Genomic DNA, 11684 nt, shown 5'->3' on the forward strand with positions numbered 1-11684 from the left:
GGGCCGCCGCGGGGTCAGGGGCGGCGCCAGGCGAGCGCCGCCGCCCACACCGCGGCGCCGGTCAGGACCAGGGCCAGCGGCACGTGCGCCTGGAGCGGGCCGTAGGTGCCCAGCGCCGCCTGCGGGAAGCCCAGCAGGAACGCCAGCCCGCTGACCAGCAGCAGCGTCCGGGCGGCGCTTCCCCGGCCCGCCGACTTCCAGTACCAGAGCGCCGCCAGCAGCTGGAGCGCCGCCATCGCGTGCACCCCGAACGCCCCGAAGTAGTGCAGCGGCAGGGCCGCGGTGTTGAACGTCACCAGCTGGCCCGCGGTGGCCCCCTCCCACAGGATCGCGGCCAGGTGGGCGAGCACGGCCACGCGCACCGCCCACAGCGGGGTCGTCACCGGGCGGGGCGGGGTTGTCCTGTCCATGGCGGGCCTCTTCGTCTACGTTCGCCTGCGCGGAAAAGCCGACCCGGCCATTGTGCACCGGCGGGAGGGAGGGCCGCCGCGGACCGGCGGTCACGTCCGGGCCCTTGCCCGGCCGGGAATCCCGCTACGATCTTTGCCCATGTCCCGTCTCGACAGCAAGGCCGTGCTCCAGGGCCGCCGCTCCCGCCATTCGATGACCCTGATCCTGGGGATCACCGTCAGCCTCGTCTGCATGGCGGGCATGCTCGTCTACCTGTGGCTCCTGGCCCTGGCCGGCGGTGCGGCCGCGGGGATCGACGGCGCCACCGGGTTCGTCGTCGCGCTCGTCGCCGCGGTCATCCCGGCCGGAATCCTGGTTCCGCTCATCCTCATGCTCGACCGCCTGGAGCCCGAACCCGGCTGGGTGCTCTTCTTCGCGTTCGTGTGGGGCGCAGGCGTGGCCGTGGTGGCGGCGCTGCTGCTCAACAGCTGGGGGTTCGCGGCGATCACCGTCCCGCTGTTCGGGCAGGAGGTCGGCGACTTCCTGGGCACCTCGGTGGTGGCGCCCCTGGTCGAGGAGAGCGCCAAGGGCCTGGTGCTGCTCATCCTGCTGTGGCGGCGCCGCAACGAGATCGACACGTTCACCGACGGTGTCGTCTACGCGGGCATGGTGGCGACCGGTTTCGCCTTCACCGAGAACATCCTGTACTTCCTCAGCGCCTTCTTCGACGGGACCCTGGTCGCCACGTTCGCGATCCGCGGGATCGTCGCCCCGTTCGGGCACCCGCTCTACACGGCGATGATCGGCATCGGCGTCGCCTACGCGGCCATGCGGCCGGGGTTCCTGCGCGTGTTCGCCCCGGTCGTGGGCTGGGTGTTCGCGGTCCTGCTGCACGGCATGTGGAACGCCTCCACCTACTTCGGCTGGACCGGGCTGGGCCTGGCCTACCTCGTGCTGTTCGTCGTGCTGGTGGGCGTCCTGCTGCTGGCCGCCCACGACCGCCGCGGCCAGGTGCGCGCGATCGCCCACCACCTGCCGCCCTACATCTCCACCGGGCTGGTCACCCCGGCCGACATCGCCATGCTCAGCACCCTCAAGGGGCGCCGCCAGGCCCGCGAGTGGGCGGCGCGCAACGCGGGCGCCAAGGGCCGCGAGGCGATGCGCGAGTACCAGCTCGCGGCGACCGAGCTGGCGCTACTGCACCAGAAGCTCGACAACGGGCTGCGCCGGGAGGACTGGAAGGTGCGCCGCGACGCGTTCCTGGCCCTGATGCACGTGTCCAGGGACGCGTTCCTGGGCCGCGTCCCCCAGCCGGTGGCCCCGGGCTGGGCGGAGCGGCCCACGGACTCGGGCTTCCTGCGCCGTGCGGACTTCGCGCACGTCATCGCCCAGGCGCGGGCTCAGCAGGAGTACTCTCCGCGGCACGGCCGGTGAGGACGGGGTCCTCGCCGGCGGGGACCAGGCGGGTGGTGGCGAAGTACAGCCGGGAGATCGCGATCCAGGTCAGGGCCGAACCCAGCACGTGCAGGACGACCAGGCCCTCGGGCAGGGCCAGCGCGTACTGCACGTAGCCCACGACGCCCTGGCCGACCACCACGGCGACCAGCAGCAGCGAGCCGGTCCTGGCGGGGCGGCCCGCGCCGGTGCGGAACGCCAGCACGGCGGCCAGGACCGCGCAGGCCAGCGTGAGCCAGGCCAGGGCCGAGTGGAGCTTGGTGACGGTCTCCAGGGCGAAGCCCCAGCGCGGCGCGGCGGCGTCGCCGCCGTGCGGACCGGTGCCGGTGACCACGGTCCCGGCGACCAGCAGCAGGAAGCCGATGACGACCAGGGCGATGCTCAGGGTGTGCAGCATCGGGTTCACGCAGACCCGCGGGGTGCCCTGGGGTTCGCGGGAGCGCACGTACAGCGCCACCGTGATGAACACCATCACCATGGAGAGCAGGAAGTGGGCGGCCACGGAGGCGGGGTGCAGGTCGGTCCACACGGTGATGCCGCCGACCACGCCCTGGCCCAGAACGCCGAAGGGGATGATCGCGGCCAGGCGCACCAGGTCGCGTCGGCGGGGCCGGGCCCGCAGGAACGCCACGAACGTGATGACGGCCACCGCCAGCACGACGAAGGTCAGCGTCCGGTTGCCGAACTCGATGGCGGCGTTGAGGGCGGCGTGCCCGGTGTCGATGGGCACGAAGCTGTCGGGCGTGCACTTGGGCCACTCCGAGCAGCCCAGCCCCGAGGAGGTCACGCGCACGGTGGCGCCGGTGACGGCGATGCCCGCGTTGACGGCGATGTTGCCCAGCGACCACAGGCGCAGCGACCTGGGCGTGGGGTTCCAGATGGTGCGGGACAGCAGGACCAGGGCCAGCACACCGGCGGCCGCGACGGCGATCTGCCATCCCCACAGCGGGACGCCGAGCAGGACGATGTCCTCCGCCGCGAGCTGGGGAGGGGTGATCGCGGCGGACGCCGCGGAGGCCGGGGAATCAGACATACGACAGAGCGTAGTACACGGGTCCGGTGGTCGTGACGCGCCCCCGCCGACCGCCGCGACCTGCGTCGACGGGGGGCGTTCGAGGACGTCCGGGACGGGGGTGCGGCTCCGCCGTGTCCTGTTCCCGCGAGCCGGAACCGCGCCCGCCCGGTCCACCCTCGGGTCCCCCGAGGCCGCGCCCCCGGCCGGGCGCCGTTGCGCCCTGCCGGGGCGGTCCGCGTCTAGGAGGAGCGCTCCGAGCCGCCGGAGGAGGTGCGGGTCGACCCCGCGCTGGCCAGGATGACGCAGCCCACCGCCAGCCACTGCCAGACGGTGAGCAGTTCGCCGAGCAGGACCAGGCCGACCAGGGCCGCGGCGGCCGGCTGCAGGCTCATCAGCACCCCGAACACCCGCGGCGGCATCCGGCGCAGTGCGTTCAGCTCCAGCGTGTAGGGGACCACCGACGACAGCACGCCCACCGCGAGGCCGAACAGCAGCACCCGCCAGTCCAGCAGCGCGGCCCCGCCCTGGACGATGCCCGCCGGGGCCATGAGCAGGGCGCCCACCACACCGGCGATCGCCAGGCCCGAGGCGCCCTCGAACCGCTGTCCGGTGGCGGCGCTCAGCAGGATGTACCCGGCCCAGGACACCGCGGCCAGCACCGCGAACAGGATGCCGAGCGGGTCCAGGGACCCCGACTCCAGGCCCAGGGCCGCCACGCCCAGCCCGGCCAGGCCGGCCCACAGCAGGTCCACCCGGCGGCGCGAGCCCAGCACGGCGATGGCCAGGGGGCCCAGGTACTCGATGGTGACGGCGATGCCCAGGGGGATGCGGGCGAACGCCTGGTAGATGAAGAAGTTCATCAGCGCCAGGGCCACGCCGTAGCCGACCACCACCAGCCAGTCGCCGCGCGTGTACGCCTTCCAGGCGGGGCGCACCACCAGGCCGAGCAGCAGGGCGGCGGTCAGCAGCCGCAGCCAGACCACGGCCGCGGGCGGGAGCACGTCGAAGAGGTTCTTGGCGACCCCGGCACCGGTCTGCACCGAGACGATGCCGATGAGCACCAGCCACACGGGCGGTACCGCGTCCGCCGCGGTGCGCAGGGAGAACGGTGCCTTCGGTGTGGTCGGGATGCCCATGGCCATTCATCCTACGTTTTGCGGCTCGCGCTCGGGCCGCCCGTCCCCCTCCGCGAGCCGGACGCCGCCCCGAACCGGTGCGGGGAAGAGCGCCGCCCACAGCAGCAGGCCCCAGGCGGCCAGGGACACCGACGGCTGGAGCAGTGTCATCACCAGCCCGTACACCGTCCGCTCCGCCTGGTCGGTGATGGCCTGCGCCCCGATCCACAGGAAGGGGAGCGCCGCCGCCAGCAGGTTCACCGCCAGCGCGGCCCAGACCAGCCCGGAGCGGCCCGGCCGCCGCCACAGCAGCAGCGCCCCGCCGACCACGAGCAGGAACACGGGAGGGCCGAGCAGACGCACGGCCATGAACCAGGGCACTCCGATGGCTTCCATGCGGGGACCCTATCGAGGGCGTCCGGTGTCCCCTGAATTCCAGGGGGAACGCGATCAAAAGGTACGAAACGGTATGGCATGCTTCCTGGGTGGACCGTACCCCGTAAGCCCCTGGAGCCCTGTTCCCATGTCCCGATCCCGCCGCCGCGCCACCCCCCCAGCCGCAACGGAACGGTACATACCCCAGTGGCCCGTCCTCGCCGGCGCCGCCGCACTCGTGCTCGTCGCCGCCATCCTCGGCTACGTGGGCGGCGTGTTCACCACCAGCGGCGCCCGGGCCGACGAGAGCGTGGTCGCGGTCTCGGGCGTCCTGGTCCAGCCCGCGGCGCCGGAGGAGTCCCCCGACCCCTCGCCGGAGCCCTCACCGGAACCCGCCCACCCCGCCGGCATCGACCCCGGGACCGTCTACATCCTGCAGAACGTGCAGGGCGACCGCGTTCTGGACGTCGTCCAGGCCGCCACCCACAACGGCGCCGCGGTCCACCTGTGGGACCGCCACGACCAGGGCAACCAGCAGTGGCGGTTCGTCCCCGTGGAGGGCGGCTTCTACGCCGTCGAGAACGTGGGCAGCGGCAAGGTCCTGGAGGTCCCCACCGACGCCGCCGCGCCTCCCGCGGCCACCCTGCTCACCAGTACCGGGGCGAGCAACCAGCACTGGACCGTCGTGGACGTGGGCGGCGGCGTCGTTCGGCTGGTCAACCGGGCCACCGGGCAGGCCCTGGAGGGGCAGGGCGGCGCCCCCGACAACGGGACCGCCGTGGTCCAGGCCCCCGACGGCGGGCACGCCTTCCAGCAGTGGCGGCTCGTCCCCCTGGGCTGAGCTCCGCCCGGCCGCGCTCAGGACAGCAGTTCGCGCACCGTCTTCCAGCAGGTCTCGTCGGCGGCGTTCAGCAGGCCCAGCGCGTCCCGGGCCTGGTCGGGCCGGTAGGGCGTCCCGTCCGGCCGCCGCGACACGCCGCCCGCCTCGGCCAGCAGCAGGGTGCCGGGGGCGTGGTCCCAGGGCAGGGTCCGGTGGAACAGCAGGAAGTCCTGCGCACCCTCGCACAGCAGCGGGTAGTCGAAGGCGGAGCAGTGCGACCCGGACCCCACCTCCGCGAACCGCGGCAGGGCCGCCTCCACGCGCCGCCGCGCCTCCGGGGCCAGGAAACGGGAGAGCACCGCGCCGCGCAGCCTGCCGGGGTCGGTCGGCGCCGGCTCCCGGCGCAGCCGCACCCCGTCGCGCCAGGCGCCCGACCCGCGCTCGGCGGAGTACACCCGGTCCTGCTCGGGCTGCACGATCCACGCCGCGACGGTCTCCCCGCCGCGCACCAGCGCCGCCATCACCCCGTACTCCCGGCGGCCCTCGACGAAGTTGCGGGTCCCGTCCAGCGGGTCCACCAGCCACGCCACCGGCTCGCTGCGCAGCGTCTCCACCAGTGCGGAATCGGAGGCCGCGGCCTCCTCGCCGACCACCGGGGCGTCCAGGAGCTCCCGCAGCCGGGCCGTGATGACCCGCTCGGCCTCCTGATCGACGACGGTGACCAGCTCGCCCGGGGTCTTCTCCATGACCTCGCCCTCGGACAGCGAACGGGCCCGGGGCAGGATCACCTCTCGGGCCACGTCGCGCAGGATTCCGGCCACCGCGTCCATGTCGATCATGCACGCCATCCTAGGACCGGGCCCCGACGCGCCTGATACCCTGACCCCGTGTTCCACCCCCGTGCGTAGACCGGCACCGACGCCGCCGCGCCTCCCGCGCCGACGGCTCCTCCGGTGTCCGTGCACGTCCGCGGCGCCCGCGCGCCGCCGCCCCCTGAGGGAACACACCCCATGCCATCGCCCCGCGGGGCCGACTCCTACCGTGCCGTCCTGCGCACGCCCGGAGCGGTCCGCTTCTTCGCGCCCGCCATGCTCGGGCGCCTGTCCTTCGGCCTGCTGGGCCTGGGCCTGGTCCTGGCCGTCACCGCGGCCGCCGACTCCTACGCTGTGGTCGGTGCGGCCACCGCCGCCTACGGCGCCACCGCCACCGCCCTGGCACCGGCCCGCGCCCGCCTCATCGACCGCCGCGGCATGCCCCGCACCCTGGTCCCGATGGCGGTCCTGGCCGCCGCCGGGCTGCTCGCCCTGGCGTGGCTGACCTGGCGGCCGGGCGCCCCCGCCTGGTCCCTCGTCGTGCCGCCCGCCCTCATCGGGGCGGTGATCCCGCCGCTGGGCCCGGTCACCCGCACCCTGTGGAGCCGTCTTTTCCACGACCGCGACGACCTGCGACGACGGGCCTACAGTCTGGACGCGGTCGTGGAGGAGGCGGCCTTCCTCGCCGGTCCGCTGCTGCTGGGCGCCCTGCTGCCGTTCGCGCCGCCCGCGGCCGGCCTGGCCGGGGCCGCCGTCCTGCTGGTGGCCGGGTCCCTGCTGCTGGCGGGCGCGCCCCTGGCCCGGCACCGGCCGCCCGGGGACCGGTCCGCCTCCTCGGAGGCAGGCCCCGCGCCTCTGCGGGCCCTGCTGCCCGTGATGTCGCTGTCGGCGGCGCTGGGCCTGACCCTGGGCGCGGCCGGCCTGGTCCACGTCGCCTTCGCCGAACGGCACGGCGGCGCCGCCCTGCTCGTGTGGTTCGAGGTGGCCCAGACCGCGGGCGGGGTCGTCGGCGGTCTGATCTACGGCGCGGTGGTGTGGCGGCGGAGCCCCCGCACCCGCCTCGTCGCGCTCGGCCTGGGCGTCGGGGCGGCGACGGCCCTCGCCTCGGCCGCGCCCGGGCCGCTCGCGCTGTGCGCCCTGCTCTTCGCCGCGAGCGTCCTGGCCACCCCGGCGATCACCACCGCCTACCTGGCGGCCGACGGGGCGGCGGGCCCCGGGTGGGCGGTCCGGGCGGGCACCTGGGCCAACACCGCCTTCAACGCCGGAGCGTCGTCGGGAGGGGCGGCGGCGGGCCTGCTCCTCACCCTGGTCGCACCCGCACAGGGCTACCTGATCGCCGCCCTGCCCCTGGTGGTGGTGCCCCTGCTCGCCGTCGGGGCGGTGGCGCTCACTCCCAGCGGAAGAGGCGGGCGGCCAGCGCTCCGCCGACGACCGCCCACACCAGCAGCACCGCGAACGCGCCCGGGGAAGGAAGGGAGCCGTCCGCCAGCACCGCCCGAAGACCCTCGCCCAGCGCGGTGATCGGCAGCACCGAGGACACCGCCTCCAGCGGGCCGGGGAACGCGCTGACCGGGAAGAGAACCCCGCCCAGGCCCAGCAGCAGGATGTAGACCAGGTTGGCGGCGGCCAGCGTGGCCTCGGCGCGCAGTGTCCCGGCCATCAGCAGCGCCAGCGAGCTGAACGCGGCGGTCGCCAGCAGCACCAGGGCGGCCGCCGCCACCGCACCGCCGGGCGAGGGCTCCGGGCTCCAGCCCAGGGCCAGCGCCACGGCGCACAGCACCGCGACCTGGATCGCCTGCACGCCCAGCACCGCCAGGGTCTTGGCGGCCAGCAGCCCGAACCGGGACAGCGGGGTGGAGCCCAGCCGCTTGAGCACCCCGTAGCGGCGCTCGAAGCCGGTGCCGATGGCCAGCCCGGTGAACGACGTCGACATGATCGCCAGCGCGATCACGCCCGGGGCGAGCGCGTCCACCCGGGGGCCCTCGCCGACGTCCAGGACCGAGGTGAGGCTGAACCCGACCAGCAGCAGGACGGGGATGACCATGGTCAGCAGGAACTGCTCGCCGTGGCGCAGCATGACCCGCAGCTCCATCGCGGCCTGCGCGGCGACCATCCGCCGCATCGGCGCGGCGCCGGGGGCGGGCGAGAACGGGGAGGCGCCGCCGTCCGCCGGGCGCGCGGCGGACGAGGCGGGCGCCGTGGTGCTGGAGATGTGCTCGCTCATGATTCGCGCAGTTCCCGGCCGGTGAGTTCGAGGAAGACGTCTTCGAGGGTACGCCGTCGCACGCGCAGGTCCTCGGCCAGGACGCCGGCGGACGCGCACCAGGCGGTCACCGTGGCGAGGAACTCCGGGCCCAGCGCGCCGGGGTCGTCGGTGCCGATCACGTACTCGCGGCGGCCCCCGGCGCCGCGCGCGGAGGCGATCCTGCTGCCGGCGGGCAGGGCGTTGCGCAGGACGTCGGTGTCCACGGCGGCGTCGGTGGAGAAGCAGACCTCTCGGCGGCCCCCGGCCAGCTCGGCGGGGGTCCCCTCGGCCACGACGGTCCCGCGGTCGATGATCACCACGTGGTCGGCGAGGCGCTCGGCCTCCTCCATGTGGTGCGTCGTGAGGATGACGGCCACGCCCGCCTCCCGCAGTTCGGCGACCAGGTCCCAGGTGGCCATCCGGGCCTGGGGGTCCAGCCCGGCGGTGGGTTCGTCGAGGAAGACCAGCTCGGGGCGGCCGACCACGGCGCAGGCCAGCGACAGGCGCTGCTGCTGCCCGCCGGACAGGCGGCGGAACGGGGTGCGCGACACCGAGCCCAGGCCCAGGCGCTCCAGCAGCAGGTCGGGCGGTACCGGGGAGGCGTGGAAGGAGGCCATCAGCCGCAGCCACTCGGCGGCGCGGGCCCCGGTGGGCACGCCTCCGGACTGGGGCATGACCCCCACCCGGGGTTTGAGGGCGCCAGCGTCGGAGACGGGGTCCAGGCCCAGCACCCGCACGCTGCCGCCGTCGGCGCGGCGGAAGCCCTCGCAGATCTCGATGGTGCTGGTCTTGCCCGCACCGTTGGGTCCGAGCAGGGCGGTCACCGCGCCCCGGCGCGCCCGGAAGGTGAGGCCGGAGACGGCGGTGGTGGCGCCGTAGCGCTTGACCAGGTCGACGACCTCGACGGCGGCTGTGTCCATGGGCCCAGAGTCTACGTGCGCCCGCGCGGGGCCCTTCACCGCCCCGCGCGCACGGGAGGCCGGGCGCGGTGGCGGGCCCGGCGGGGCGAGGACGGTGTGCCGTCCGCATCCCGGGACTCTTGTCTCGCGATGTGGGACGAGCGATCGGGGGGAGGCGGCCTGCGCGTATCCGGGCGGGGTGGCCCCGGAATGAACTCCCAGTTAGGCAAGCCTGACCTTCGTGATGAAAGGCATGAAACCGGGTTTGCCAGGGTGGACTGATTTACGCCACACTGATGTTGTCAAAAACAGGAGCCGTTGTCGGAAGGGGAGGGGACCGTCATGCCCGACGCCACCAACGTACCCCGACCCCTGTCCGGGCCCGAGCGCGGAGCCGAGACCGGCACACGCGCGCGCGTGGCCCGGCTCATCCTGGAGCAGGGGCCGATCACCGCCTCCGCCCTGGGCGAGCGGCTCGGCCTGACACCGGCGGCGATCCGCCGCCACCTCGACAACCTGACCGACGAGGGCATGGTCGAGGCCCGCGACGCCCGCCCCCCGGGCGGCCGGCGCGGCCGCGGCCGTCCCGCCCGCGTCTTCGCCATCACCGAGGCCGGCCGCGACGCCTTCGTCCACGCCTACGACGACCTCGCCACCAGCGCGCTCCGCTTCCTGGCGGAGACCGCCGGTCCCGCCGCGGTCGGCGAGTTCGCCCGCAGTCAGGTCGCCGACCTGGAGAGGCGCTACAAGCCGCTGCTCGACGCCGTTCCACCCGAACAGCGCGTCCGGCTGCTGGCCGAGGCCCTGTCCAACGACGGCTACGCCGCCACCGCGGGCCGGGCGCCGGCCCCCGGAGGCGGCGACCAGCTGTGCCAGCACCACTGCCCCGTCGCCCACGTGGCGGCAGAGTTCCCGCAACTCTGCGAGGCCGAGATCGAGGCCTTCGCCAGGCTTCTGGGCACCCCGGTGCGCAGGTTGGCCACCATCGCCCACGGCGACGGTGTGTGCACCACGCACGTCACCCCCCGGGGTGACGACGGGGCCGGCGGGGACGACCACGCCCCCGCCACCGCCAGCGCCCGCCGCACGGCGGGCGGAGGACCGCAACACCACTAGGACGTCTGAGTCCAGGAGGAGTCCGCGCATGACGTCTATCGCGCATCCCGAACTCGAAGGGATCGGCAACTATGAGTACGGCTGGGCCGACTCGGACCAGGCCGGTGCCTCGGCCCGCCGCGGCCTGAACGAAGAGGTCGTCCGCGACATCTCCGGCAAGAAGAACGAGCCGGAGTGGATGACCAAGCTCCGTCTCAAGTCGCTGCGGCTCTTCGACAAGAAGCCCATGCCCAACTGGGGCGCGGACCTGTCCAAGATCGACTTCGACAACATCAAGTACTTCGTGCGGTCCACGGAGAAGCAGGCCACCTCCTGGGAGGAACTGCCCGAGGACATCAAGAACACCTACGACAAGCTGGGCATCCCCGAGGCGGAGAAGCAGCGCCTGGTCGCCGGTGTCGCCGCGCAGTACGAGTCCGAGGTCGTCTACCACCAGATCCGCGAGGACCTGGAGGAGCAGGGCGTCATCTTCCTGGACACCGACACCGCGCTCAAGGAGCACCCGGAGCTGTTCCAGGAGTACTTCGGCTCGGTCATCCCGGCCGGCGACAACAAGTTCGCCGCGCTGAACACCGCCGTGTGGAGCGGCGGCTCCTTCATCTACGTTCCCAAGAACGTGCACGTGGAGATCCCGCTCCAGGCCTACTTCCGGATCAACACCGAGAACATGGGCCAGTTCGAGCGGACGCTGATCATCGTCGACGAGGGCGCCTACGTCCACTACGTCGAGGGCTGCACCGCGCCGATCTACAAGTCGGACTCGCTGCACTCCGCGGTCGTCGAGATCATCGTCAAGAAGAACGCCCGCTGCCGGTACACGACCATCCAGAACTGGTCGAACAACGTCTTCAACCTGGTCACCAAGCGCGCCGTCGCCGAAGAGGGCGCCACCATGGAGTGGATCGACGGCAACATCGGCTCCCAGGTGACCATGAAGTACCCGGCCGTCTACCTGATGGGCGAGCACGCCAAGGGCGAGACCCTGTCCATCGCCTTCGCGGGCGAGGGCCAGCACCAGGACACCGGTTCCAAGATGGTGCACTGCGCGCCCAACACCTCCTCCACCATCATCTCCAAGTCGGTGGCCCGCGGCGGCGGCCGCGCCTCCTACCGGGGCCTGGTGCAGGTGCAGGAGGGCGCCCACAACGCCAAGTCCTCCGTCAAGTGCGACGCGCTGCTGATCGACACCATCAGCCGCTCGGACACCTACCCCTACAACGACCTGCGCGAGGACGACGCCGAGCTCGCGCACGAGGCGACCGTCTCCAAGGTCAGCGAGGACCAGCTCTTCTACCTGATGAGCCGGGGGCTGGACGAGGACGAGGCCATGGCGATGATCGTGCGCGGGTTCGTCGAGCCCATCGCGCGCGAGCTGCCCATGGAGTACGCGCTGGAACTGAACCGGCTGATCGAGCTTCAGATGGAAGGAGCGGTTGGTTAAG

The 11684-nt window shown here is 73.6% G+C and carries 11 protein-coding genes and 1 pseudogene; 5 read left to right on the forward strand and 7 right to left on the reverse strand.

The window, feature by feature from the left end:
* Positions 1–14: 14 nt before the first annotated feature.
* Positions 15–410, reverse strand: coding sequence for a hypothetical protein (locus ACSUPR_RS25690; RefSeq protein WP_436887275.1), 396 nt, complete (start codon positions 408–410; stop codon positions 15–17).
* 139 nt (positions 411–549) lie between these two features.
* On the opposite strand from ACSUPR_RS25690, the gene ACSUPR_RS25695 reads away from it, so the two are divergent.
* Positions 550–1824 carry a PrsW family intramembrane metalloprotease gene (locus ACSUPR_RS25695; RefSeq protein WP_436887276.1) on the forward strand — a complete coding sequence of 425 codons (1275 nt, stop codon included), beginning with the start codon at positions 550–552 and terminating at the stop codon, positions 1822–1824.
* Here the strand turns inward: ACSUPR_RS25695 and ACSUPR_RS25700 are convergent.
* The 3 genes from ACSUPR_RS25700 to ACSUPR_RS25710 form a co-directional block, all read right to left on the reverse strand.
* Complete coding sequence (locus tag ACSUPR_RS25700) at positions 1772–2878, reverse strand: COX15/CtaA family protein (protein ID WP_436887277.1); 1107 nt, start codon at positions 2876–2878, stop codon at positions 1772–1774. The genes ACSUPR_RS25695 and ACSUPR_RS25700 overlap by 53 nt on opposite strands.
* A gap of 221 nt (positions 2879–3099) precedes the next feature.
* A complete protein-coding gene (locus ACSUPR_RS25705) occupies positions 3100–3996 on the reverse strand; it encodes an EamA family transporter (RefSeq protein ID WP_436887278.1) in 897 nt (298 codons plus the stop codon).
* Positions 3997–4002: 6 nt separating this feature from the next.
* A complete protein-coding gene (locus tag ACSUPR_RS25710) occupies positions 4003–4371 on the reverse strand; it encodes a hypothetical protein (protein ID WP_436887279.1) in 369 nt (122 codons plus the stop codon).
* A 127-nt stretch (positions 4372–4498) separates the two neighbouring features.
* Between ACSUPR_RS25710 and ACSUPR_RS25715 the strand changes: the two genes are divergently transcribed.
* The gene (locus ACSUPR_RS25715; RefSeq protein WP_436887280.1) at positions 4499–5191 is read left to right on the forward strand and encodes an RICIN domain-containing protein; all 693 of its coding nucleotides are present in this window, start codon (positions 4499–4501) and stop codon (positions 5189–5191) included.
* Between the two features lie 17 nt (positions 5192–5208).
* Here ACSUPR_RS25715 and ACSUPR_RS25720 read toward each other — a convergent pair whose 3' ends face one another.
* The gene (locus tag ACSUPR_RS25720) at positions 5209–6009 is read right to left on the reverse strand and encodes an inositol monophosphatase family protein (protein WP_436887281.1); all 801 of its coding nucleotides are present in this window, start codon (positions 6007–6009) and stop codon (positions 5209–5211) included.
* 249 nt (positions 6010–6258) lie between these two features.
* On the opposite strand from ACSUPR_RS25720, the pseudogene ACSUPR_RS25725 reads away from it, so the two are divergent.
* Positions 6259–7200 (forward strand): annotated as a pseudogene (locus tag ACSUPR_RS25725) (MFS transporter); the annotation flags it as partial.
* Between the two features lie 169 nt (positions 7201–7369).
* Here the strand turns inward: ACSUPR_RS25725 and ACSUPR_RS25730 are convergent.
* Positions 7370–8206 (reverse strand): ABC transporter permease, encoded by an 837-nt coding sequence (locus tag ACSUPR_RS25730; protein WP_436887282.1) that lies wholly within the window; start codon positions 8204–8206, stop codon positions 7370–7372.
* Positions 8203–9147 carry an ABC transporter ATP-binding protein gene (locus tag ACSUPR_RS25735; protein WP_436887283.1) on the reverse strand — a complete coding sequence of 315 codons (945 nt, stop codon included), beginning with the start codon at positions 9145–9147 and terminating at the stop codon, positions 8203–8205. Before ACSUPR_RS25735 ends, ACSUPR_RS25730 begins: the two co-directional genes overlap by 4 nt.
* A 321-nt stretch (positions 9148–9468) precedes the next feature.
* On the opposite strand from ACSUPR_RS25735, the gene ACSUPR_RS25740 reads away from it, so the two are divergent.
* Both ACSUPR_RS25740 and sufB read left to right on the forward strand, forming a co-directional pair.
* Positions 9469–10242: a helix-turn-helix transcriptional regulator gene (locus ACSUPR_RS25740; protein ID WP_436887284.1), complete on the forward strand. Its 774-nt coding sequence runs from the start codon at positions 9469–9471 to the stop codon at positions 10240–10242.
* A 28-nt stretch (positions 10243–10270) separates the two neighbouring features.
* A complete protein-coding gene (sufB, locus tag ACSUPR_RS25745) occupies positions 10271–11683 on the forward strand; it encodes a Fe-S cluster assembly protein SufB (RefSeq protein ID WP_436887285.1) in 1413 nt (470 codons plus the stop codon).
* Position 11684: the final 1 nt, after the last annotated feature.

The organism is Nocardiopsis dassonvillei (genome assembly GCF_964273065.1).
In the GTDB taxonomy this organism is placed as follows: Bacteria; Actinomycetota; Actinomycetes; order Streptosporangiales; family Streptosporangiaceae; genus Nocardiopsis; species Nocardiopsis dassonvillei_B.